The 25,077-nt window shown below is 50.7% G+C and carries 19 protein-coding genes and 1 riboswitch; of the genes, 7 read left to right on the top strand and 12 right to left on the bottom strand.

What is annotated here, in order from left to right; all coding sequences use genetic code 11:
- Nucleotides 1-3: 3 nt before the first annotated feature.
- From EFB08_RS22085 to EFB08_RS22075, 3 genes are all read right to left on the bottom strand, one after another.
- Nucleotides 4-2,952 carry a SusC/RagA family TonB-linked outer membrane protein gene (locus EFB08_RS22085; RefSeq protein ID WP_227006436.1) on the bottom strand — a complete coding sequence of 983 codons (2,949 nt, stop codon included), beginning with the start codon at nt 2,950-2,952 and terminating at the stop codon, nt 4-6.
- Between the two features lie 488 nt (nt 2,953-3,440).
- Nucleotides 3,441-3,545: riboswitch (SAM riboswitch) on the bottom strand.
- A 270-nt stretch (nt 3,546-3,815) separates the two neighbouring features.
- On the bottom strand, nt 3,816-4,151 hold the full coding sequence (locus tag EFB08_RS22080; protein ID WP_123129162.1) for a hypothetical protein: 336 nt from the start codon (nt 4,149-4,151) through the stop codon (nt 3,816-3,818).
- A 102-nt stretch (nt 4,152-4,253) separates the two neighbouring features.
- Nucleotides 4,254-4,598, bottom strand: coding sequence for an STAS domain-containing protein (locus EFB08_RS22075; RefSeq protein ID WP_123129161.1), 345 nt, complete (start codon nt 4,596-4,598; stop codon nt 4,254-4,256).
- A gap of 572 nt (nt 4,599-5,170) precedes the next feature.
- Here EFB08_RS22075 and EFB08_RS22070 point away from each other — a divergent pair.
- Nucleotides 5,171-6,106, top strand: coding sequence for an isoaspartyl peptidase/L-asparaginase family protein (locus EFB08_RS22070; RefSeq protein WP_123129160.1), 936 nt, complete (start codon nt 5,171-5,173; stop codon nt 6,104-6,106).
- Nucleotides 6,107-6,401: 295 nt separating this feature from the next.
- On the opposite strand, the gene EFB08_RS22065 is transcribed toward EFB08_RS22070, so the two are convergent.
- Nucleotides 6,402-6,698, bottom strand: a complete 297-nt coding sequence (locus EFB08_RS22065; protein WP_123129159.1) for a hypothetical protein — start codon at nt 6,696-6,698, stop codon at nt 6,402-6,404.
- Between the two features lie 312 nt (nt 6,699-7,010).
- A complete protein-coding gene (locus EFB08_RS22060; RefSeq protein WP_123129158.1) occupies nt 7,011-8,054 on the bottom strand; it encodes a chemotaxis protein CheB in 1,044 nt (347 codons plus the stop codon).
- A gap of 321 nt (nt 8,055-8,375) precedes the next feature.
- On the opposite strand from EFB08_RS22060, the gene EFB08_RS22055 reads away from it, so the two are divergent.
- The 3 genes from EFB08_RS22055 to EFB08_RS22045 are packed head-to-tail and all read left to right on the top strand — an operon-like array spanning nt 8,376 to nt 14,491.
- Nucleotides 8,376-10,172 (top strand): CheR family methyltransferase, encoded by a 1,797-nt coding sequence (locus tag EFB08_RS22055; RefSeq protein WP_165864999.1) that lies wholly within the window; start codon nt 8,376-8,378, stop codon nt 10,170-10,172.
- Nucleotides 10,142-11,362, top strand: a complete 1,221-nt coding sequence (locus EFB08_RS22050) for a PAS domain-containing protein (RefSeq protein ID WP_123129156.1) — start codon at nt 10,142-10,144, stop codon at nt 11,360-11,362. The genes EFB08_RS22055 and EFB08_RS22050 overlap by 31 nt, the downstream gene beginning before the upstream one ends.
- A gap of 45 nt (nt 11,363-11,407) precedes the next feature.
- Entirely contained in the window at nt 11,408-14,491 is a 3,084-nt protein-coding gene (locus tag EFB08_RS22045; RefSeq protein WP_123129155.1) for a PAS domain-containing sensor histidine kinase, read from the top strand.
- A 392-nt stretch (nt 14,492-14,883) separates the two neighbouring features.
- Here the strand turns inward: EFB08_RS22045 and EFB08_RS22040 are convergent, their stop codons facing one another.
- A complete protein-coding gene (locus EFB08_RS22040) occupies nt 14,884-15,219 on the bottom strand; it encodes an STAS domain-containing protein (RefSeq protein WP_123129154.1) in 336 nt (111 codons plus the stop codon).
- Nucleotides 15,220-15,274: 55 nt separating this feature from the next.
- The gene (locus EFB08_RS22035; protein WP_123129153.1) at nt 15,275-15,631 is read right to left on the bottom strand and encodes an STAS domain-containing protein; all 357 of its coding nucleotides are present in this window, start codon (nt 15,629-15,631) and stop codon (nt 15,275-15,277) included.
- 294 nt (nt 15,632-15,925) lie between these two features.
- Here EFB08_RS22035 and EFB08_RS22030 point away from each other — a divergent pair, with 294 nt between their 5' ends.
- The gene (locus tag EFB08_RS22030) at nt 15,926-16,576 is read left to right on the top strand and encodes a response regulator (RefSeq protein ID WP_123129152.1); all 651 of its coding nucleotides are present in this window, start codon (nt 15,926-15,928) and stop codon (nt 16,574-16,576) included.
- A 930-nt stretch (nt 16,577-17,506) separates the two neighbouring features.
- Nucleotides 17,507-18,499 carry a cation diffusion facilitator family transporter gene (locus EFB08_RS22020; RefSeq protein WP_123129150.1) on the top strand — a complete coding sequence of 331 codons (993 nt, stop codon included), beginning with the start codon at nt 17,507-17,509 and terminating at the stop codon, nt 18,497-18,499.
- 1,195 nt (nt 18,500-19,694) lie between these two features.
- Here the strand turns inward: EFB08_RS22020 and EFB08_RS22015 are convergent.
- The gene (locus tag EFB08_RS22015) at nt 19,695-20,864 is read right to left on the bottom strand and encodes an endonuclease/exonuclease/phosphatase family protein (protein WP_123129149.1); all 1,170 of its coding nucleotides are present in this window, start codon (nt 20,862-20,864) and stop codon (nt 19,695-19,697) included.
- Between the two features lie 566 nt (nt 20,865-21,430).
- A complete protein-coding gene (locus EFB08_RS22010; RefSeq protein ID WP_123129148.1) occupies nt 21,431-22,534 on the bottom strand; it encodes a PA0069 family radical SAM protein in 1,104 nt (367 codons plus the stop codon).
- Between the two features lie 347 nt (nt 22,535-22,881).
- Here EFB08_RS22010 and EFB08_RS23700 point away from each other — a divergent pair, with 347 nt between their 5' ends.
- On the top strand, nt 22,882-23,292 hold the full coding sequence (locus EFB08_RS23700; RefSeq protein WP_193553989.1) for a hypothetical protein: 411 nt from the start codon (nt 22,882-22,884) through the stop codon (nt 23,290-23,292).
- Between the two features lie 91 nt (nt 23,293-23,383).
- Here EFB08_RS23700 and EFB08_RS22000 read toward each other — a convergent pair whose 3' ends face one another.
- The 3 genes from EFB08_RS22000 to EFB08_RS21990 are packed head-to-tail and all read right to left on the bottom strand — an operon-like array spanning nt 23,384 to nt 24,859.
- Nucleotides 23,384-23,785 (bottom strand): c-type cytochrome, encoded by a 402-nt coding sequence (locus EFB08_RS22000; protein ID WP_123129147.1) that lies wholly within the window; start codon nt 23,783-23,785, stop codon nt 23,384-23,386.
- A 4-nt stretch (nt 23,786-23,789) separates the two neighbouring features.
- Complete coding sequence (locus tag EFB08_RS21995) at nt 23,790-24,437, bottom strand: SCO family protein (RefSeq protein ID WP_123129146.1); 648 nt, start codon at nt 24,435-24,437, stop codon at nt 23,790-23,792.
- Entirely contained in the window at nt 24,434-24,859 is a 426-nt protein-coding gene (locus EFB08_RS21990) for a hypothetical protein (RefSeq protein ID WP_125077835.1), read from the bottom strand. Before EFB08_RS21990 ends, EFB08_RS21995 begins: the two co-directional genes overlap by 4 nt.
- Nucleotides 24,860-25,077 lie beyond the last annotated feature (218 nt).

Raw genomic sequence — 25,077 nt, 5'->3', positions numbered from 1 at the left:
TTTTTAGAAAGTAACATTGGCACCTATTTGGAAACTTCTGGGCTGCGGCACCACGGCGTGGTCAATGCCCAGCACGTTCTGGTTGTTCGCGGCTACGTTCACCTCGGGGTCAAGGCCGCTGTAGTTGGTGAGCGTCCAGAGGTTGGTGGCCAGGGCGTACAGGCGCAGGTTGGAGATTTTGAAGCGGTTCACCAGCTCGGTAGGCACGTTGTAGCCCAGGGTGATGGAGCGCAGGCGCAGGAAGGAACCGTCTTCCAAGTAGCGGCTGCTGGGCAGGGTGTAGTTGTTGCCCTTCTTGGTCAGACGGGGCACATCCGTGATGTCGCCGGGCTTTTGCCATCTGTTCAGCTGGTTCGGGAAGAAGGTGATGCCGCTCTGGGTACCGCCGTGCTCCAGAAAGAAACGGTTCAGGTTGATGATGTCGTTTCCGGACTGAAAATACAAAAGGGCCCCTAAATCGAACCGCTTGAAGCGCACGGTGTTGTTCAAGCTCCCGAAGAAATCCGGGGCGCCATTGCCCAGAATCTTGCGGTCGGCGGTGGTGATGGTGCCGTTTTTGTCCACGTCATCGTACACGGCATCGCCGGTCTGCGGGTCTACATACAGTTGGTCATACACCCAGAAAGCGAAGAGCGAATTGCCTTGCTCCATCCGCACCCAGTCGCGGGAGTGGGCGGTGATAGGCGTAGGCAGTTTCTCAATGCGGTTCTTGTTTCTGGCGATGTTGAAGTCCGTGGACCACTGGAAATCATCTTTCTGGATGTTCACCGAGGAAATGCTCAGCTCCACCCCTTTGTTGCTCACCTCGCCCAGGTTCTCATACACGCTGGAGTAGCCCAGTTTGGACGGCACCGGCACCTGAATCAACAGGTCTTTGGTGTATTTGCTGTAGTAATTGGCCTCCACTTTGATGCGGTTCTGCAGGAACGCCAAGTCCAGACCCACGTTCCACTGGCGGGTAGTCTCCCAGGTCAGATCGGGGTTGCCCAACTGGCTCGGGCTGATGCCTGGGTTGTTCTGGTAGTTTCTACCGGCTCTCCACAAACTCTGCGAGGGGAAATCGCTGATGCCGTTCTGGTTACCTGACAACCCGATGTTGGCGCGCAGCTTGATCTGGTCAAACGGCAGGCTTTTCGCGAAGGCCTCTTCTGAGATAATCCAGGCTGCCCCTACCGACGGGAAGTAGCCCCATTTATTGCCCGCAGCGAACTTAGAAGAACCATCGGCGCGGAGGCTACCATCCAGGCTGTACTTGTCTCTGAACGTGTAACTCGCCCTCCCGAAGAAAGACACCAAGCCATTCTGGCTGGAACTGGTGCTGCCCGTCTGGATGGACGAAGAAGCGATTTCCTGGAAATTATCGCTCGGGAATTTCTGGCCTGAGAGCGTCAGGAAGTTGTATTTGGTGCTTTGGAGGGTATTTCCCAAAACCAGGTTCAAACGGTGGTCATCGCCAAGGGCTTTGTTGTAGGTCAAGACCTGCTCATTGATAAGTGTCACTAGGCTGGATTGGGTGTTGCTGCCGTTCCCGGCGGGAAGGCCCACGCTAATTTGGGTGTTGTTGTAGACCTTGTCAATGTAACTGTTGTAATCCAGGCTCCAGCTGGATTTAAATGACAAGCCCGGCAGAATCTCGTACTCGGCGTACAGGTTCCCGATGAGGCGGTTGCTGTGCCCCTGCATGTTCAGGTTCTCAATAAGCGCCAGGTGGTTGTCAAAGATGCTGTGGCGGGCGTAGCTGCCGTCCTCATTGAACACGGGCAAAAACGTCTGCACGTACAAAGAAGAGTTGATCACGCCCTGCGCGCTGTTGTCGTTGCGGCTCACGTTGCGGTGGCTGTACGCTCCCGAGGCACTGATGCCCACCGTCAGTTTCTCACTAAGGTTATGGTCAAAGTTAAACCGACCGCTGAAACGCTCAAACTGGGCCGGTTTCACAATCCCTTCCTGCGAGAAATAGCTGCCGCCAATAAAGTACCGGCTTTTGTCTGACCCACCCGAAGCCGACAAATCATAGCTCTGGGTTTTGGCGGTCTGGAACACATCCGGAATACGGGAATATGTGGTCTGCTCCTCAGGCAAACCGCGGCCACCCTCGGCTTTGGGACGAAACGGACGGGAAGCGAAAGCGCCGCCATCGTTCAGGAACGCCTCGTTGATGAGTTCGGCCTCCTGCTGAGCGTTCACGGTTTCGTAGAGCTTAGGCGCCTTGGCCCAACCGAAGTAGGTCTGGAAACTAATCTTGGAGCCCGCGTTCAGTTTGCCGCGCTTAGTGGTGATCAATACCACACCGTTGGCTCCCCTTGACCCGTAAATAGCCGTGGCATTGGCATCTTTCAGTACCTGGATGCTTTCAATATCCGCCGGGTTCAAATCCGCCAGCGGGTTGAAGGTCTGTCCGCCCAGGCCCAGGTTGCTCAGCGACTGGTTGTTGATGAACACTCCGTCAATCACATATAAAGGAGAATTGCTGGCGTTAATGGAAGTAGCCCCGCGCACACTCACGCTGATACCACCGCCCGGCGCACCGCTGGCTGAGGAAATCTGCACCCCGGCCGCTTTCCCCTGGATCAATTGGTCTGGGGAAGTAACCGGTAAGCCCCGCAGGTCTTCCACGTTCACGGTGCTCACCGAGCTGGAAACCGCCCGCTGCGACTGCGTTCCGTAGCCTACCACCACAATTTCTTCCAGGCTTTTGGTGTCTTCTTTCAAGGTCACGTTCACGGTGCTTCCATTCACCACAGCCTCTAGAGAAGTATACCCGATACTGGAAAACACCAGTGTCTGGCCGGATTTGACTGGGATGGAGAAGCGCCCCTCGGCGTTGGTGAAGGTACCGCTGGTAGTGCCTTTCAGGACCACGCTTACGCCCGCCAGGGCTTCATTGCCTTTGGCACCCGTTACCTGCCCGGTAACGGTCTGCGCCTGGGCAAAAGCAGCATGGGTCAGCAATATTGCTAATAATACCCCTAGACTTACTAGACTTTTTAGAGTACTACTTGTATACGTTTTCATTTTTATAAAATAATAAAGACAAGATTATTTCTACCCGGCCTCAGGACGATACCGGTGATTTCAAGACAGAAAGGAAACTATGGTTTTAGCCCTAGAGAAACCTGTATCAACAACAGCACATTCGGGTGCAGGCAGGCACAGTGTTTCTGGTTAGAGCAGCAGCGGAAGACAAGTAAAATGCTCCGGTGAGAGCATGGTCTTCCGGGGAAGAGGAAGGTAAAGAATGGTTCATAGGGGTAATTGTGTTAAGAAACAGGAATACATAGGCGTGCCTCACCGAAAGGTGACCAAGGTTACGCCAGGAAAGAAGGAGGTGGCGCCAGCTCTAACAGCAACAACAAGCCTGCATGTGCAGGAACTGCCGGGAGGCAGGATGGCTGTCAGAGGTCAAGCGAGGTTGCAAAATCTGTGGTTGCATGGTCAATTATTTATAGTTCCCAACAAATGGGCAGGTGTTAGCACCTTTTCGGCCGGGCCGAAGGTTGCTAGAGGGTCTTGGAGCCTGCTCTCTCGCCTCTTCTTTATAAATCTCCAATAAAGATGCCCTAAAGGTAAGGGCACAAGTTTTACAAAAACAACCTTTTTATAAAAATAATTTTTCCAAGTTTCCCCTGGCACTTACTTAGAATTCGTATAATGCAAATCATTAAACCCACAGAAGCCTTTCTTCTGACAATAATTCCATTCTGTTTTTATCGAAAAAATTCTGTGCTTGTTAGGCGCTTTATTGCTTTATTAAAGAAGCCTGGTAAATGGAAAGGGTTTGGGTATATCCAAGCGGGACCAGGTTATCTGTTGGCTTACTTAGGCTGTTGGGAGGAACGAACGGTCTTGTGGAGTTTCATGCGCAACAGAAACTCACCAAATAGGGCATCTCCGTAGGTGGTGCAGTTGTCAATGATGACACCTTTGGTTCCGTTGGGTGCTTTTACCACGTACAGAACCGCCAGGTGGTGGGCACCCAGGTAAACCTGAAACCGTTGGCACATCTCTACCTGAAGGTCCTCGGGCGAGAACACTTCTTTGGTTTCGGGGCTTTGCCACCCTTCCGGGCAGCAACTAAATGACTGGGAATACCCTTGCTCTTGTAAAAAGGTCAGCGCCTCTTTCAGGTCTTTGAATTGCTCAAGGCCCATGCTGTTCTTACCCTCCGTATCTATCTCGTTTTCTGTAAATCACCTCTAAAACGGTAGGCATCGTGCACCCCTGCTCTGAAGGCCCTTGAACTTACAAGGCATTTAAGAGGCCTGAACCAAATGGTAGGCTTCTTCAAAATCTGGTACTTCTTTGAAAAAGGAATTTACCCCCAGCAGTTCTAACATCTGCCGATAGTGGGTACCCAAATTCAAAAGAGTGATGTGTACGTGCTGGTTCTTGAGCAAAAGCAATTGATTGATGAAGTGGCAGACACCTTTAGATTTAATGCACTCCAGGCTGGAGCAGTCTATCCAGAGATGGAATTCCTGGCTAGCGGAACCGGCGTTTTGCAACCATCTGGTTAACCGGAGGTCAGAAGCATCCAGGTCTTCCTGCAGCAGGATCACCACTTTCTCACCAATCTTCTCTGTTATAATTTTTTGCATAAAACAGCCCTTTAAATAGGTTCTCTTTCCTTTCTAAGTAGATTAAGCGGCAGCCCGGAGCCTTTTTCGCATACGGCGGGTATTCCCGGCATGAAAGCACCAGTACCGGTGTTGTTTCAATAGCTTTGCTGCCCCAGCAATCCTTCGCCAGGCCTTTTTAAGTTTTGGATGTAAAACCATACCCCTATTTTTTAATGCTCTTTGGCGACCCTACTAAATCCAATCCCATCAAAGGGATAGATCCTGCAGGGATGGCACCTGTTCTTGTCATACGCTTAACTGCCCCCTAAAAGTGCCTGAACAAACACGGGAAATCACAGGTTAAAACACGGGATTTTTCTACTGCTCTTCTTTCCAACGGGTAAGAAGTTAGAAATAAAAGCATTCGGAGAGGCGGTTTAGAAAAGTGGCATACCCTAACCTGCGGCAAAGCCCAAGGGGCGGGCTTGTATCCGTAAAACATCAGTTTTATTTCAGTATTTATCAGGCCAACCGAGGTCTATCCTTCCCGTACATCCAAACAGCCAGGTTGTAGGGCCTGAACTTAATAAAACCGATAAGACACTACCGTTATGAAGAAAAATTGGGTGATTGCAATTCATGGAGGCGCTGAAAACCAAAGCCGCGAAGACATTGGCGAAGCAAAAGAGGCCGCTTACCGGCAAGGGCTTGACAATGCCCTGATGGCCGGATGGCACGTGCTGGAAGCCGGTGGAAGCGCGGTGGACGCAGTAGAAGCCGCCGTAAGAAGCATGGAAAATAACCAACTTTTCAACGCGGGCCGTGGCGGAAGCCTGGCCAAAGACGAGAGCATTGAGTTTGATGCCTCCATCATGGACGGGAAAAATATGCAGGCCGGGGCAGTGTCTGGGGTTAAACATGTGAAACACCCTATTACCTTGGCTAAAACCATTATGGAACGCTCCAAACACGTGTTGCTCACCAGTGTGGGCGCCGAGGAGTTCGCCCGGGAACAGGAACTGGAGATGAAAGGCGATGACTATTTCAAAACCGAGGAAAAGATAAAGTCCCTGAAGAAGGCGAAAAAGAAAGAAAAAGATGAGCTGTTGAAAGACACAGTAGGCGCTGTGGCTCTGGACATGGACGGCAACCTGGCCGCTGCCACCTCTACCGGCGGTTTGGAAAACCAGTACCCCGGCCGGGTAGGCGACTCTCCTATCATTGGTTCCGGTACCTACGCCAACAACGAGGTAGTGGCTGTTTCCTGCACCGGAGACGGCGAAGGCATCATGCGGGCCAACGTGGCCCATGAGGTCTATGCGCTGATGAAATATAAGAATCTGTCGCTGAAAGAGGCCGCCAAAGAAGCCATGGAGGTGTACAAAGACCGAATTGAGGGCGACCGAAATTTTATTGCCATGGACCCAGAGGGCAACGTGGAGTTCAGCTTTGAAACCAGTCTCATGTTCAGGGCCTGCAAGAGAAACAACGACCCCACTTACCTGGCCATCTGGAGAGACGAGGACGGCAACTGGGAAAAAGAATAGAGCCCAGACCTTTGCTGTACCTCCCCTTCCTCTTACGGTAAGATAAAACCAGAAAATCGAGCCCCAGCGCTTTCAGGCTGTTTTTCAAAAACCAGCCTGAAAGCGCTGGGGCTTACCCCTTCTCTCCTGAATAGAAAAAGAGGACTGAAGCGGTTTTAAGCTGTTTTCAGGAAAGGGAGACCAGAAGGAAATCACGGACAAAAGGGCCCATAAAAAAGCTTCGGTATTAAGGGTGTTTTTGTAAAAACGCCCTTAATACCGAAGCTTTTCCTTGCTCAGGATATATCGTATTGAGTTAAGCTCTTGTCCTGTTCTGGGGGGTAGAAGATGAACTAACGTACAGGGGTAACGTGGGGTTCACGGCTTCAGACAACCCGGCTTTGGTGATGTAATAATACGTACGTTCCCGAGGGCCTTTGCTGCTCATCAGGTACCCGTGGGTTTCCAGGGTTTTGCAGCAGGCTTGCACCTGGTCAATGGCCATGTCAGCGGTTTCACTTACCGCCACCGGTGAAACGGGCAAATGCACCGGCGAACTGTCTCCTTGTACTAATTTATAGATCACTTTCAGAACCTTCTCTTCCTTTTTCATACCTGTCCTCCTTGTTCCCCTAATTCAACGGAAATCATTTGGCAGGGTTGTATAAATACGGTAATGTTTATGTTATTTACCCCATATCTTCTAGAAACCACCCCGAAAACAAGCCAAAATCCTGAATTCTCTTCAGTTTCAACTGAGTTATAGCAGTTTAAACCCCGACCAGATTAGCACCGCTCCTCCCTTTTGAATGGAAGAAAAGCCAGTTCCATAAACCTGGAAAGCCCGTTTACAAGGCCATTGGAAAAGAAGAAAAGAAGCTTGAAGCCGGTCTTTTAGGCCTGGTTTTCTGAAAAGGCCCTCAAATCAGCCTACTTCTTTCTCGTCTGGGCCGTCATGCCGGTGCCGGGCGTTGGCGTTGGTCATGAGCAAATGCCGGATGCGGGAAATATGCTGCTTTAATTCGTTGGCGCGTTCTTCCTGGGCTTCTGACCAGTAGTTATGGCCTTTGCGGCGGTCCTGGTCGGCCATGGCGCTGAGCATGGTGCGGCGTTCCTCCAGCATGCGCAGGGCAATCCAGAGGGTCTCTTCAATAGACTCTACGTTGGCGTTCAGGTAGGCCTCGGGGGTAAAGGCGTGCCCCACATGGCACCGGTAATGGGTGACATTGCCTTTGCTCACCTCCCACAACGCGCCTCCGCAGGATGGACAGGAGAAATGGGATCGTGACCCCATCAGCTCGGTATTTTCAATTTCGCCGGAGTCCAGCATGAGGCGCTCGGCAATGTTGGCTTCATAGACAATATCCTCGGGGGCCTCCGCATCTGGGGAGGAGGGCACAAACACCAGTTCCTCCAGCAATTGCCCCATCTCGGCTACGTTGACCACATAGTCTACTTCTATCTCATTGAGCACGCTCAGGGGCATGTCTGGGTACTCGGCTTCCTCGGGTTTCTGCACAATGGTGATGCCACCGCTGCGCTTGATCATCTCCATGCCCACGGTGCCGTCTTGCAGCATGCCGGTGAGCACAATGCCAATCACGCGGGGACCATAGGCCGCGGCCGCCGACCGGAACAAAGGATCAATGGCGGGCCTGAACAGGTTCTCGCGCGGACCTTTGGTCACCAGCATGCGGCCTTTCTGCAGCAGCAGGTGGTGGTCTTGGGGCACAAAGTAGACGTTTCCGTTTTCAATGGTTTGCTCGTGCGCGGCCACCTGGCAGATGAGTTTAGAGGTCTTGTTCAGGCGCTCCACCAGCACGTTGGAGTTGGAGTTTCTGGCCAGGTGTTGCACTATAAAAATGGAGGCGGGCAGATCCTGCGGAAGTTGGTCCATTAATTCACAGAGAACGGCCATTCCCCCTGCCGAGGTGCCAATCACTATGATATCATGATGCGGTAGTTTCATGTTCGTTGGGTTAGCTGGGTTGGTTAATACAGGCAACCTGTTTCTATGCTTACGTGCAAACGGGAGAAAACAACCAAGCTGCAGATTTGTTTTGGCCCCACTTTCCAAAAATCAGGAATAAAACGCCTGGGGTGCTTCCGTATTAATGCGGTTTCTCACCCAAACAAGTACTAGTTGTAGAAAAGGAGCAAGGGATTTGTTGTACCTTGGAAAAAGAAGGAAAGGCCAGCTACAGGTCTATGCCCGCCTCCAAGGCGTTGTTGATGTTGTGCAGACCCTATGGGGCTAAAGACCAGGCGCTTCCTTTTACGTACAAACTTTATGGAAAGAACAGAAACAGAAAACCCTTCGCCCTTTTCACGGCCCGCTGCTGCGCAAGACATCCGGCTGAAGGAGTTTCACAAAGAAATAATTCCGATGGACACCCCGAGCCACGATTTCCAGATTGTGGCCTTGGGCGGCTCTGCCGGATCACTGGAGGGGTTTGAGGCGTTCTTCCAACACCTGCCTTCTGGCACGGGCATGGCCTACGTGGTGGTGCCCCACCTTGACCCTACCCAGAAAGGCATGATGACCGAAATCATCAAGCGGTACACGTCATTGCCCGTGCTGGAGATTACAGACGGTTTGAAAGTAGAACCGGAGCACGTGTACGTAGTGCCTTCGCACCAGGAAACCGCGCTGGAAAGGGGCCACTTCAGGTTGATAGAGCCAGAGCAGCCCAACGGCCAGCGCATGCCTATAGACTACTTTTTCCAGAGCTTGGCCGTGAACCGCCGCGAGCACGCCATTGGCGCCATTCTCTCGGGCATGGGGGCAGACGGAACGCTGGGCGTGAAGATGATCATGGAAAACTTTGGCATGGTGATGGTGCAAGACCCCAACACCGCCCGGTTTGACTCCATGCCCCGCAATGCCATCAAGACCGAGTTTGTGGACTATGTACTTCCCGTGGAAGAAATGCCCCAAAAACTGGTAGCCTATGCCAAGATGCCGCCTATCAAGACCAAGAACATGATAGAGGCGCACAAGTCTACCCAAATGCTGCAGAAGATCTTTGAGCTTATCCGCAGCAAAACCGGGCATGACTTCTCGCTGTATAAGCGCAATACTATTTTCCGGCGCATTGAGCGGCGCATGACCAGCCACCAGCTCACTCAATTCTCTGAGTACGTACAGTTACTGCAGGAAAATCCGCTGGAAGTGGAACAGCTCTTCAAGGAGTTGCTCATTGGCGTGACCAAGTTCTTCAGAGATGCAGAGGCCTTTGCCCTGCTTCAGGAGAAATACCTGCCCGAGATGCTGCGCCACAAGCTAGACGGCGATATCGTACGGGCCTGGGTGGCGGGTTGCTCCACCGGCGAGGAGGCTTACTCCATTGCCATGCTCCTGCAGGAGGGCATGGAGAAATTGGGCAAGAACCTGACCATACAGGTTTTTGCCTCAGACATTGACCCCGAAGCCATTGAACGGGCCCGTGCCGCCTGTTACCAGGAAAACATCACCGCCGATGTCTCTCCGGAGCGCCTGAACCGGTTTTTCATTAAAATAGACAACCAGTACTACATCAAGAAAGAACTACGCGAGAAGGTGGTGTTTGCCGTGCACAACATTAACCGTGACGCGCCTTTCACCAAGCTGGACCTGCTCACCTGCCGTAACCTGCTCATCTATCTTTCCGCTGAACTGCAGAAAAAGCTGTTTCCGGTTTTCCACTACGCGCTTAACCCCAACGGGCTACTGTTCTTAGGTTCCTCAGAGACCCAATCTGGCTTCCCGGATTTATTTACCACCCTTGACACCAAATGGAAAATTTCTAGGCGCGATGAAACCATCCTTCCGGTGGGCCGCCTTACAGAATTCCCGTTCACTTTTAAATCCATTGAATCCGTGAAACCTAACCCAGAGCCCCAGGCCTTTGTGAAGAGAGAATCCAGTTTGAGCCGGGTGGTGCAACGGGTCATGTTGCAACAATTTGCCCCTCCTACCTTATTGTCAACACAAAAGGAGAAATTTTCTACGTACACGGGCGCACCGGCAAATACCTGGAACCCGCCCAAGGCCAGGCCACGCTCAATGTGTTTAACATGGCCCGCGAAGGGCTCACCTTTGAAATGAACAACCTGGTAAACCGGGCAGCAGTGCTGGGAGAAAAGGTTTCCGCCGAAAACATAGCCGTGAAAACCGACCTTGGCATCCAGCACGTGAAACTCACGGTTACTCCTTTGCAGGAGGCAGATCCCATTAGGGGCATGCTCATGGTTACCCTGGAGGACATGCCTGCACCTAAACCCCGTAAAGGCCGCAAAGACTCTGCCGATGAAGCTTCTTTGAAAGATGCCCGCATTGCCGAACTGGAGAAAGAGCTGCTCTACACCAAACAGCGCCTGCAGAACACCATTGAAGAAATGAACTCGTCACTGGAAGAGCTCAAGTCTACCAATGAAGAACTGCAGTCTGCGAACGAGGAATTACAAAGCACCAACGAGGAGGCCATGACCAACAAAGAGGAGACGCAGTCTCTGAACGAGGAACTTATGACCATCAACCTCCAGTACCAGATCAAAACCGAGGAGCTGACCAATTCCAACAATGACATGAAGAACCTGTTGGACAGCACCGAGATAGCCACCATCTTCCTGGACAACCAGCTCAACATCAAAAACTTTACGCCGCAGGCCACCCAGATTTTCAACGTCATCAGGTCAGACGTAGGGCGCTCCATCACGCACATTGCCTCTAACCTCAAATACCAGAACATAGAAGAGGACATTAAAGAAGTCTTGGACCGCCTGCGCAGCAAAGAAGTGCACCTGCAAACCAAAGATGAGCAGCACTGGTACTCTATGCGGGTGCTCCCCTACCGTACGGCAGACAACTTCATAGACGGCGCGGTGGTTACGTTCACCAACATCACCAATTTCAAAAACCTGGAGGCCAGCGTAGCCGCCACCAGCCTGTACGCCGCCAACATCATAGACATTATTCAGCAACCGCTGCTAGTACTGGACGGGCAACTGCGGGTAGAATGCGCCAGCAATGCCTTTGCCCAAACGTTCCAGCTTATTCCAGAGCTGTTAAAGGGCCAGTGGCTCTACCACCTGGGCAACGGCCAGTGGGACATTCCAGAGCTACGAAAGCTTATGACCCAGCTCATGACAAACGAAGCGGAAATAAAGAACGTAGCGCTGGAGCACGAGTTTCCCGTGATTGGGTACCGCAGAATGATTCTAAACACCCGGCGGGTAGAACAAACAGAAAATAAACCGTTTAAGGTACTGCTGGCCATGGAAGTGTTTGAGAAATAACAACTTTATCAAGCCCCCTTCCTTTGACACTGAATTGATTGGCATATGAGTGACGAGAAGAGTAGCCCGATTGGAATGGCCCATGATTTCTCCCTGCTGCGGCAACGGGCAGAGAAATTACAAAAGCCTGTGAGTGTCACTGACGTTCAGAAAATGACGCCCCATGAGGTGCGCCTGCTTATACAGGAGCTCCAAATACACCAGACAGAGCTGGAGATGCAGAATCACCAGCTCCAACTGGCCACCCAGGAACTGGAAATAGCCCGGGCCAAGTACCTTGACTTATACCAGCACTCGCCGTTCGGCTACGTGACCCTTGATGAACACGGTGTCATTGAAGAGGCCAACGCTAAAGGAGTGGAACTGCTGGCCTCTACCAAAAAGGAGCTGATTGCCCGCCGCTTCAGCCAGTTTGTGCACACTGAGAGCCTTGATGCCTTTTACGGTTTCTTCAAAAGGGTGCTTCTCTCAGACAGAACCCAAACCGTTGAGTTGCAGGTGGTCTCCCATGAAGGTACCGTTTTCTATGCCCAACTGGAAGGCATGCTGCTGCGCCGCGAGAATGACACCGACCAGTGCCGCATTGCCTTTATAGACGTCACCGAACGCAAAACGGCGCACCTTGAACTGGTCAGTAAAGAGGCGCTGCTTTCTACCATTATCAACTCTTCGCTTAACGCCATTCAGGTATTCAGGGCCGTGCGCGACAGCAACGGCACCCTCATTGACTTTGAGTGGGTGTTGCTCAATAGAACCGCTGAGCTGTTCCTGGACCATACCCTGGAACAGTTGCGCCGCCATCGCCTCACCGAGCTGCTGCCCAGTTTTCTTACAGACGGCCACTTTTTCACGTTCGTTCATGTAGTGGAGAATGGACAACCCGCTACGTTTACGGCCCATTTTATAGAAAACAAGACCGAACGGTGGCTTAACTGCGTGGCCGTGAAACTAGATGATGGCTTTGTGCTTACTTTTGAAGACGTCACCCAGCAGCGCATTGCCAATGAGAAATTACAGGAAAGCCAGCTCCTCATCAAGAAAACCGCTGAGGCCATGCCTGATTTCCTCTACGTAGAAGACCTGATTCTGGGCCGCAACGTGTACAACAACCGTGACTTTCTCGCTTTCCTGGGCTACACCCCTGCTGACATCAAAGGCCACCCCCGTGAGTTACTGGACACCCTCTACCACCCAGAAGATGCGCACCTGCTCCAAGACCGGGCCAACCGGTTCAGCGAGGTGAAAGACGGCCATTTTTTGAAATCACAGGTGCGCATCAAAGCCAAAGACGGTACCTGGCGTGACATCCTGTTCAGGGAGACTATTTTCAAACGCGGCACCTCCGGCAGACCCATCCAGTTGGTGGGTATCGCTCAGGACATCACCCAGCGCCTGCGCTCAGAACAGGAACTCCTGCAACTACATGAAACCGTTACCGCCATTCTGCACAACCTGCCGGTGACCCTTTGGCGCGTAGGCAAAGATGGCCGGGTGCTGGAATCAAAGGGGGCGCACTTAACCCCCCATCGGCAGCATGACCACGCCTCACTCATTGGCAACACCTTTGCCGCCGTTCTCCCCGAGTTAGACCGCCAGATTAGGAAGGCTCTGGAAGGGCATAAAATCACCAGCCAGATCAGGTTTGAGGTAGACGGCGAGGAGGTGCATAAGCAGGTGTACCTCTTCCAGGACCCCCAAACCAGCGAGGCCATTGGCTTCTGCCTTGACATCACTGAACAAAAGCAGGCCGAAGCCATGGCGCAGCACCAGAAAATGCTGTTAGACCAACTTCTGGAGCATTTGCCTCTGATATTAACCATGGTAGACCAGCTCGGCACCATTCTGGAGAGCAAGGGCAAAGGCCTGAGGAAAATAGGCAAAGAGGACGATGAACTCACCGGGAAAAACTTCTTTGAGACCTTCCCGGCCCTGAAAGATTTTCTGGCGGATGTCTTGAAAGGTCACCCCGACACGGTTACCGTCCCCTTTGTTCACCAGGGCCGGGAGGTGTACCTGCGCCATTACGGGTTCTTTGACCAGCAGAGCAAATCTGCCATTTCCTTCGCTTTTGACGTCACTAACCTAAAAGAGGCCCAAAACCAGCTGATGCTGGAAAAAGAGTTTTCTGAGAACCTGCTGGAAACCCACCTGCACGGCATCATGGCCATCAACCAGGACCTGCAGATCAACGTCTGGAACCGGGCCATTGAGCAGATCACCAGCATTAACCGCAAGCAAGTCATAGGCGAGCCCATCTTTTCCATTTTACCTATCAGAGCGAAGTCAAAGTTACAGAAACGGCTGAGCCAGGTACTAAACGGAGAGCAGGTTACCCTTACCAACCTCCCCTTCCTGCCCCAGGAGCGATCCTTTGAAATTACCTTATCGCCGCTGTACAATGCTGCCCGCGAAGTAACAGGCATCCTGGGGTTTGTGCGGGACACTACCACCCAGAAGGAACGCCAAAAAGAGGAAACCCAGAATCGGCTAACCCAGCAAAAGGCCGTGATGGATGCTATTCTCACCACCCAGAACGAAGAACGCAAGCGCATTGCCGAGGCCCTTCACAATAGCCTGGCCCAGCTTCTGTACGCCGCCAAACTGAACCTGGAGGAACTGGAATCAGTTGACCTGGGTGAGGAAAAGCAACGGCTTAAAAAAGTCACGGGCTTTCTGGAAGAGGCCATCAAGGAAACCCGCACCCTGGCCCATGAGCTTATTCCCAGGGCCCTGGTGGATTTCGGGCTCAAATATGCCCTGCGCGACATGGCCACCCGCCTATCTACCCCCGCCTTCTGCGTACAGTGCGTCATCACGGGTTTTGACCGCCCCACCGACTATGGCCTGGAGACCCACCTGTTCCGGTTTGTGCAGGAACTGCTCAACAACGTTATGAAACACGCCGAAGCCACCGAGGCTTTGGTGCAGGTGGTTGACAAGGGCTCAGCGGTACGCGTGCGCGTGCAGGACAATGGCAAAGGCATGCCCCAGACCTGGTCTGAAAAAATGGTTTCAAAGGGAATGGGGATCACCACCATCCGGAACCGGGTAAAGCTCCTACAGGGCACCATCTCCATTGACTCCGCCCCCGGTGAAGGCACCTGCATTACCATTGACATTCCGCATTAAGGTATTGGAATAGAAGAGCGTGGCGTTTAGGGGCTGTTTCTTAAGAAACAGCCCCTAAACGCCACGCTCTTTTTGTCTGAATCACAAGGAACAGGGCTCTACCTGGCAGGAATTCCCGTTCAGAAAACCACCCCATGAAAGGGTTATCAGCCAGAATGCCACAAGGGCAGCCCTGGTTTTACTACACGAAAATGTTTGTAGGAGCAAGTAGGAAACCCAAACAGAGGGGGATTGTCTCTGGTGCGTTTTCTTTAGGAGGGTTCTGAGGCGGGCAGCAAAAGGCAACCGGCCGGCTTATTCTTTCTGAGGGGGAGAACTTCAAAGATGCTATTTTAGCAGGAAATCCAAACCGTTAACCTACTCTGTTTTGGTAAGGACTTATTTAAAAAGGACTATTTTTCCTGCAGAATGGCTTCTTTTTTGGAGGGAACTATGTTCATGATCAGGTGAAGGCCTAACAGCTCAAACACGTTCCGCACATGGGCGCTCATTCCGTACAGCACCAGGTTGATATTCCGTTCTTCTAAGGTACCCAAATGGGAAATAAGAACGCCCAGGCCAGCGGAAGAGATGTAGCTTAGGTCCTCGCAGTCAATCCATAACTGCTCAATAGATTTACCCAGAGCCCGTTCTATTTCATTATCTACCTCCAAACAGGTAGAGGCATCTAGTTCTCCACTCAGACGCAGAATATAAGCATAAGTTTCTTCTTCTATGGTTATGTTCATGGTCTTTTTTTATAAAGTAAGTAAATTATTTCCAATAATGCAGATTAAATTTATGTTAATTGCCACCTCCCTTTTTCCTGTCTACATACTTAATTGCAGAATCTAAAGAATCTACTACTTTCACCAAGGAGTCAAAACCAGAGGACGTTATTAAGGCATGCATATTCTCCTGTATATTAAAGAGAATAAGCTCCTTTTTTTGCTGCTGCACCTGTTGCACATAAGGAAGGAGGTTGCGTAACCCGGTAGGTGTCACCTCGGTCACGCCAGAGAAATCAAGGAACAGGTATTTTCTATTGAACTGAAACAGAGCCTTTAACTGAAGCTTTGCCTTTTCCTCTGCAAGACTATCCAATGCTCCCTTGAGAAAAACCAATAATCCGGCACTCGTTATTTGGGTAGAGATTTCCATTGGCTTTTATTTAGCCCTATTCTTATGTAAGAGAACCTATTAGAGGCAAAACTTACCAAATTTAGGCAGGTGCAATTCCCAAAGAAAGGTCATTAATACCCCATTTCTAATTGAGTATAAATACGGAGTTTTGTAAAAAACTGAAACAATACGGGCTATCCATAGTACCCTATAAAGTATTATCCGTACTAATACTATACTTTGATAAGGTAGCCAATTGAATCCTCCCAGAAATTAGATTTAATAAGAATTTCTTGATTTATTTACCCTTTCAGTCTTTAACCATAGCAAGCGATGATAAAAGTAATTCTAGTAGATGATCATACATTGATCAGAGATGGGTTGAAGTCTTTACTGAAATCTGAAAGAACCATTCAAATCATTGGGGAAGCAGAGAACGGACAACAACTTTTGGACCTATTGGAAACAACCACCCCTGACGTGATCATGCTAGACTTGAACATGCCTGTGATGGATGGTTTTGAAACCCTGCAACACCTGCAACAAAAGTACCCCAACGTAAAGGTGCTGATTCTGACCATGCTGGACCAAGAAAGCTACGTGCACAAAGTTCGCTCTGCCGGGGCTATGGGCTACGTCTTGAAGACGGCTGGCCGTGATGAACTGGTACACGCCATTAAGACCGTGGCCAATGACAACTCCTTTATCTCCTCTGAGGTAGCCCTTAACCTACTCAACAAAGCCAACAACCCCGAGGGGGCTACCCAAAGCGCCGGTTCCAAAAACAATCCGGAACTCTCCAAACGCGAGATGGAGGTCCTGAAACTCATTGCCGAGGGCTACACCAACGCAGAGATCGCTGACAAACTCTTCGCCAGCAAACGGACCATTGAATCGCATCGGCAGCACCTGATTGAGAAAACCAAGGCCCGTAACACCGCCACGCTCATCAAGTATGCCATCCAGGAAGGATTGATAGACTAAGGCCAGCACACCCCTCAAAACGGGCACTTTCGTTTAAAGGCTTCTTTTCAAAAAGAGCCCCTAAAACGAAAGTGCCCGTTTTCATTTTCCTTGATTGATTGAATGATTGATGGGGATAACAGAAATCTAGGGAAGGTGGCTTGGCTTCGTTCCTAGTAAGGACTCCGTGCTGAAACCCTTTTCCCTGCCTAAAAATGCATTATATAACGGGCATTTCCCACTCCTGTACATTTGCCCGCCCACTCTTCTCAACAAGCAAAAAAGGCCTTGCCGTTGAACAGCAAAGCCTGAGGTAAAGACTTAGAATAAAATGGGGAACCTTCTGTGGAAAGAAAGTTTATTTTTTCAAGGCAGGCAACTTAAGCACGTTTTTACCGGCTACAGGGGTCTGTATGTATTTTTGGCGCAAGTCCTGTAACCGGGCCAACGAATCATTTATACTGGTAGGATCTGCTTGCAGGAGCAGACTGTTTTTCAATAACTTTTCAATTGGTTTACCGGGTACCGCCTTTTTCACAGAGGAGTTCATAAAAGTCTCACCAAACGTTAATTTCAATTCATGTACAGACAGCTAAATTATAGCTTTCCCAAGTGACCCACAATAGACTTATATGAATCCTCCCATGTATTTGTTGCATTAATTTTAAATAATTAACTTTACTTCAGTTAATGCTCCTGCTTATGCAACCAATTTTGGGTTTTCTGTTTTTCTTTTTGGGTCTGCTTGCCTCTCTGATCTCTTGGGCCCTGACCCTGCTCTTCGGGTAAACTTTTCTAAGCAGCTCTTCCTTTCTGGTCTACCCTATGTTCCATTGGGTAGCAGTTCTTTCTGTATATTATTTTCGGCGGGTTAAAAAAAGCCGTACTTTTGCACCCCCTTTTACCTCTCTACTCGTTTGAAAGGCGAAAGTATCTTTAACCCGCAATGCTATGCCTTCCACCTCATCGGCGGATTCTATTCGCGTCATGGCTCTTATGCTAGTGCTGGCTTTGGTGCTGCTCAGTGTAAAGTTTGGGGCTTTTTTCCTTACCAATTCCAACGCCATCCTCACCGATGCCCTGGAGTCTATCATTAATTTTGTGACCGGGGGTGTGGCCCTGTACAGTGTTTACCTGGCGGCCAAACCCAAAGACAAAGACCACCCCTATGGCCACGGCAAAATAGAATTCATTTCCTCGGGCCTGGAGGGTTCCCTTATTTCCCTGGCGGGCGTGGCAATCATCTTCAAGTCGGTGTACAACCTGCTGTACCCCCAGCCTATCCACAAAATGGACGTGGGTATCTTCCTGACCTTGGCCACCGGACTGGTCAATTTCCTGGCGGGGCGTTACCTCATCAGGAGAGGCACCGACCACCATTCCCTTACCATCATCGCCAATGGCAAACACCTGCTCTCAGATGCCTACTCCAGTCTGGGTCTGGTGATTGGCCTGGGTTGCATCTATTTCACGCAGATTCTGTGGCTGGACTCCGTGGTGGCCATCATCTTCGGGTCATTCATCACCTACACCGGCTACGGCATCGTGCGCAATTCCATCTCTGGCGTCATGGACGAGGCCGACCATGAGCTCATGGAACGCATTATTACCGTCCTGAACCAACGCCGCCGCGAGAACTGGATTGACCTCCATAACATGCGCGTAATCAAGTACGGCAGCCAACTGCACATAGACAGCCACCTGACCTTACCCTGGTATTTCAACCTGCAGGAAGCCCACAAAGAAGTGGAAATGCTCCAGGACATGATCTCCGACGAAATGGGCGATGTGGTAGAACTCTTCGTGCACCTGGACCCCTGCCTTCCGCCCGCCAGTTGCCGCCTCTGCACCAAATCTGACTGCCACGTCCGCGAACACGAATTCGTCTCCCGCGTAGAGTGGACCCTCGCCAACGTCAGCGAAAACGAGAAGCACGCCTTATAAGAATCAGCACCCGCCTTGTACCCCTGCAAGGCTGTTTCGAACCGCTTTAAACAACTGTTTCAGTTAAGTCAGGGGATTGCCTGTTTTATGCTCTCTTCTCCAAAAACGGCCTTAAAACAGCCTACGTAGGTGGCACCTTGCCTCAAGGGTAGCTTAAGGGTTCTCCCTAAAAAAAATTTCTCACTTGAAAGTCGGCTGTACATACTTGTAAGTTGCTGTTTAGGATGTCAAGCCTAAGCTTTACTCCTCTCAACTGAGCCATATGATCGTGCTTAGATAAAGTGTTTTAAATCCTCTTTGAAGAAAAAACCTTAAACTCCCAGTGCATCTGCATCTCAGGATTTAAAGCTCACCCTTAAAGCAGTGAAGAATTCTTGTTCCTGCGAAGCTTAGAAGGCCTTTATAACGGCTCAAACACCATTACTTCTCTTACAGCTAAATAGGAGCTGGGCGCTTGCGTACCCTGCTCCTATTTACCTGTAAGCAATAGCTTTTCCAACGGCAATGGCCTACGTCAACTATGAAACAGAGGGCCTCAGCGGGGTGGTACGAAGAGGTGAAGAAAAGACTGTCTGGGCGTCAGCAAGTTTCTTTTCTTCTTGATTCTTTTGGTTAAGTTGAGCATCAAGGATCAACCTGACAAACGTGGGCAGGGCGTAACTGCAGCCCTGAGGCTTGGTTGGAAAGAAATGGAAGGTAAAAGGTAAAGGCTAAATGAAAACGCAGTTATGGTCGTTGGTGAGAACACCAACAACGGCGTTATGGGTTAGGGAGAGAGGAAAGGGAAATGTGGGTGCGCCCCTTTGGTACCGTTTCAGAAAATGACTGTTAATTGCAAAGGACACGCAGGAGACAAGTCGGTGCCTTTTCTCTACAAGGTCAATATGAATGGGAACACCCCGGCTGGCAGAAGAGCCCTCCCCCTCCCCCTACAAGGGAAGACCTCCAGTTTAGAAACGCTATTCTAGTCGATGGTGAGAACTGCATCAACTACCAGAAAAGACATTCTCTTGGAAGTAACTTCCGCACTGAAGAAGCAATTACCTACAGACCGAAATATTTCCGGAAGCATCCTGCTTGAAAAGGAGAACGAAAGAAGAAAAGCACCAAACCCTTCCTCTCCTCAATTGTATTCCAAAAAGAATCTAAAAGGCAAAATATTAAATTCCGTAAACGGCAATTCCCCAGGAATATACTATTCCTTCCCAGGAGCCCGCTCCTTCTTCAACCATAAATCACTCACGATGGGGTAGTGATCGGAGAGGTTCTGGCGGATGGTTTTGTAGCCGGTGCCTACCATGCGCGGATCATGAAGCAGATAATCGATGCGAAGAACGGAGAACAACCCGTTGTAGGTATTGCCCAAGCCCCAGCCACTTTCCCCGAAGGCATCTTCCAAACCCTTGCTAATTTTATTATACGTGAACGAAGCCGGAGGATCATTGAAGTCGCCGCAGACGATGACCGGAAAGGGAGAGGCGGAGATGTGCTCAGCCACTACTTTCACCTGTTGCGCGCGCTTTACGGCCCCTACCTGCAGCCGCCGGATGATGTTGCGGGAAGCGGTCAACTTCTCGTCATTAGAGGGCTTGGCATTGGGGTTGCCCAGGAACTCATAGTCTTCCCGCTTAAACCGGTTCGACTGGAAATGGACGTTGTACACTCGCACGGTGTCCTCTCCTATTTTAAGGTCGGTGAAAATGCAGAGGTTGTTAGTGGCTTCGTGAAAAAGGATGTTCCCCCGGCCCACCACCGGGTACGTGCTGAAGGTGGCAATACCCCAGTGATCGCTGTTGCGCAGGGTCTCGGTATAGGCCACATGGTGGTTTTTCGCTTTCTGCAGGAGCAGCAACGTGTCCAGGTTATTTCGGCCAGTTTTAGAAGAGGTATAGAACTCCTGGAAGCAAAGGATATCGGGCTCTTGGTCCTGCACCATCTTGAAGATCTTGTCCCGGGTTTTGGGGTTCCCCGTCCACTCATAGAGGTCAAACAACCGGGCGTTGAAACTGAGCACCCGCAGCCTCTGGGCGTTGGCCGGAACTTCAGTCTGAAACAGGTTCAATTGGATCTGGTTTCGGAGGTTATCGAAGCCCACCAATAGGGCGAAAAGGGAAATGAACAAAGCCCTGCTTTTCACCAGAAGCCAGTACAGAATAAAGAGCAGGTTGAGGAGGAGCAACCCCGGATATGCCAGGGCCACCAGGCTAGCCACCCAGAGACTACTAGGGCTGATGTAAGAGGCCACATGGGAAAGGATCAACAGGACCGCGGCGCCGATGTTCAAAAACACAATGAGTTTAAACAAGAAGCTTCTCCTGATTTTCTTCCCTGCCACTTTACCTGCTTGAGTAAGGGTATTCCCCATGCCTAAAGATACAAAGACCCTCCCTTTTTAGAAATAGTTATATTCAGAAAGAACCAATTTTGAACAACCCTGAAAAGTGTCACCCGTAACACGTTCACCTAGTGTAACGTATCATACCTGAATTTCTTTCCCACCCCCAGATATTCTTTCCCACAGGCTCTTTCAGCCCTACTTCAACCCACAATACAGATAAGACCTTCGAAGAACCTGGTTTTTATTTACATATCCTGCGCCATCTCACTCGCCACATAAACCGTGGAACATCCATTTTACCCAAAAGGTGGCTTGGGAACCAGGTAAACGAGTGGCCTTTTGGGCAGCTTTGCTAATAAGAGGCAGATCTAGAAGAACAGCATTCCCTCCCTTCCCCTGAGTACTAGGCTAAATTCAGATAATTTGGGCTTTCTGGCCTTTTACCACACACTGACAGGCTGTCACACCTACACCACACTAAATTTGTTTACCAGTATTTTAGGCACACTTTCCCAAAGTAATGCTTTAAGCATAAAGTGCACATCTTGTTCGGGAGGAAGTCATAAACGACAAAGACAGATATTAAAAAGGAACTAGAAAAGGTTGAGCTGCTTTCCGCCCCGGGGAGTGAAGGCCGTCATGTCATAAGGAGGCATGCTCCTGCCCTTGAAATGCTTGTTCAGGGAGACCTTGAAAAGCGCTTTAATGGTCTCGGCCCATCTCCCCTCCCCTGCCATTCTCCTCCCGAATTGGCTATCATTAAGGGTTCCGCCATGGCAGGATTTGATCTGATTCAGCACTTTACTGGCCCGATCTGGGTACGCTTTATGGACCCAATCCTCAAAGGTTTCCCCTACGGCTCCGTTCAACCGCACGATGGTATAGGCCGCCGACAAGGCACCCGCCGCCGCAGAAGCTTCCAAGATGGCGGGCACTTCGTGGTCGTTTAAACCGGGGATAATGGGGGCTACCATGACGTTCACCGGGAGGCCCGCCTCTGACAAACTCTTGACCACCTGCAACCGTTTTGCCCCAGTAGAAGTGCGGGGTTCCAGCTTCTGCCGGAGGTCTTCGTCCAGGGTGGTGATGGAGATATTCACGTGTAACAAGCGGCGGCTGTGGAGCTCCGTGAGTAAATCAAGGTCCCGTAAAATGAGGGCATTCTTGGTGATGAGACTTACCGGGTGGCGGTACTGCAGGAGCACTTCCAGCAGGCGGCGGGTGATCTTCTTTTTGGCTTCGATGGGCTGATAACAGTCGGTGTTGCCGGCCAACATAATGGGGCGAACCTCCCATTTGGGGTGCTCCAATTGGGCCTGCAAAACTTCGGGGGCGTTCTCTTTGACGATGATCTTCTGCTCAAAATCCAGCCCGGCCCCAAGGCCCCAATAGGCGTGGGTATTGCGGGCATAACAATAGATGCAGCCGTGCTCGCACCCTTGGTAAGGGTTCATGGAATAGCTCAACCCAAGGTCGGGCGAGGTGATTTCATTCACGATGGTTTTGGGAAACTCCTTGAAAAACTGAGTAGCGGTTTGCCGCTCCCAAGGTTCATCCAACCCTTCTTGATGCTCTACCACATACTCGTTTTTCAGGTAGGGATTGGTGGGGTTATACTGGGCCCCTCGGCCTTTGGCAAGACCCTGATCCTGGAAAGGCCGGGCTCCTTTTCCACCTATTGAACTGTCTTTTTCCATAGCTAAAATTATTAGCTTTTCACCTCAATCACAAATAATACTAAAATTATTAGTTTATAAGATTCAAGGTTACTTCTGAAGGGGAGCTTAGGATTTCTGCTATTTAAACGTCTTCGGTTTTCTACAAAGCAAAGGAGAGACTACACCGCCTACGGGTTTTCCCGAAGGCCTCCATACGGGTAAATACGTATTTTTCTAAACTTTATAAGAATATTTCCAACGGAGTGAGACTAAATAAATTGCAATCACGTAGGAAGAGTCATGTGAACAATATTCAACCTTAACCTTTCACTTTAGCTATGAAAATTAACGGATTAAATTGGGGCGCTGCTTGCGCTCTTGCGGCCATGATAGCATTCTCATCGTGTGGTGGCAGCAAAGAAGATCAGGCCAATGGCACAACAACTGACAACACCACAGTAGACAGCGGCACCATGGACGATGGCACCAGCACCACTACTGATATGGGATCAGACACCATGGGCACCACTACCGGAACTACCACAGGTACTACCGGCACCACTGGCACAACCGGAACTACCGGTACTACAGGTGGCACAACCGGAACAACGGGTACTACTGGCACTACCGGTACAACTGGAACAACAGGTACCACCGGAACTACGGGCACTACTGGTACCACAGGAACAACCGGCACTACCGGAACCACAACAGGCACCACTGGAACTACAGGTGGCACCACCGGAACTACTGGAACTACTGGCGGCACAACCGGAGGTGGCACTACCTCCCGCTAAGCATTCTGCCTAGTTTCTTTACAGATTTCTTATAAAGCAAAAGAGCAGCCGGTAAACCAGCTGCTCTTTTGCTTTAATCTTCTCTCCTGTATCAGGGACAGTTTTTCACTTGCTCCCTTATTTCTCCAAATGACACCCGCCGGCTTGGAGATTTAAACTCTTTCTGCAGATAATTAATAATGTTGGTGAGGTCGGCCTCAGACAGGTTGGGGTTGCCGGGCATGGCTTGGTTGTACTCGCGCCCATTCACCGTGATCGGCCCTTTGATTCCCTGCCGCAGGAGACAAGCCAGTATATCGCGGTTTTTCTCTGAGTAGTCTGAGTTGACCAAAGGTGGAATCACCCCCCTGAGCCCCTCGCCGTTTTCCAGGTGGCAACTGGCGCAATGCCGGCCGTAGAGCAACTCCCCTTCATCCCCTCTTTCCGTAAAACAGCCCGAAAGCGCAACTCCCATCCAGAGCAAAAAAAAGAGCTTCTTAACAAGAGAAGACATACCCTTACTTCTTCTTTGCGGCCAGTAACACGTCCATGTCCTGCAGGAGCTTATCTACATCCTGGGCATTGGTGCCATCGTAGTGTCCGCGTAAACGGCGCTGCTCGTCTACCAGCAAAAAGGCGCCGCTGTGCTCAAATCCACCGGGCACGGCGTTGTCTACCATGGCACTGGTAAAATAATGCTTCTGGGCCATGTCTAAGATGGTGTCGCGGTTGCCCGTCAGGAAATGCCAGGTTTTACTGTTCACTCCCAAGCGCTCGGCGTAGTCGCGGAGCACGGCTACGGTGTCATGCGTGGGGTCAATGGAATGAGACAGCAAAGCCACTTTTGGGTTGTCTTTGTACTTCTCGTACACCCGTAGCATCTGGCTTTTCATTTTGGGGCAGATAGACGGACACGAGGTGAAAAAGAAATCGGCTACGTAGATTTTACCGGCCACTGTCTGCTGGGTCACCATTTGGCTGTCCTGGTCCAGAAAAGCAAAATCTGGGATGGAATGATAGAGCGTGTCAATAGACGGTTTTCCATCTACGGTAGTGACCTGGGGTTCGCGTGGCCCCAGTATTGGCAATTCTTTCTCCCCTGGTGCCGAAGTACACGCCGTTGCCAGCGCCACGCCCACACAGAGACTTAATAAAGTATTCTTCATTTCGATTGGGTTCGGTAAAGGGAATTCAGGGAATCAGCGGCCTGCAGACTCTGGGCAATAGCCTGGCGCACCTCCTCTATTTTGATTTTCTCCTGCTGCAGGTAATCAAGGGCTTCCTGCGGGGCTTTGCCCTCGGGAGAACGGTACGCCCGCATCCACTGCATCATGCGCTCATCGGCACGCACCAGGTCAGAGATACCACCACGAAGGCTTTTTTGAGCCGATGAATCCTGCACCACCACTGAATCTTTGAGGTAGGTCAATTCTTTCCGGCGGGAGTACAGCACCCCCATTTTGGCCATAGCCGAGTCATGGAGCGCCAACACCTCCTGTTGCAATACCTCCACCTTCTTCTCAGGCGACGGCACGCAGGCCGAGCACCAGGTCATCAAAGAAAGCACTGGAAGCCACGAAGTCTTCATATAGGAATTTATTTTCAGGTGCAAAGGTAGAGCCTACGTCCTTAGAACGCACTCCTTTCTGAGAGATTATCACAAGTTCTGTTCCGAGACCATCCCGCTTTGGGTCTCCTTTCTGAAAAGCAAGGGTAAACCCTTGTAGTTGCCCTTGGGGCAGAAGACTTTTCTGGGCAACCAAAAGGACAGCCCCTCATTTAAAAACGATGAGATTAGAGCCAATT

The sequence above is a fragment of the Rufibacter latericius genome (assembly GCF_003721515.1).
GTDB lineage: Bacteria > Bacteroidota > Bacteroidia > Cytophagales > Hymenobacteraceae > Nibribacter > Nibribacter latericius.
The sequence above is the reverse complement of the archived record's forward strand: the minus strand, read 5'-3'. Positions and strand labels throughout refer to the sequence as shown.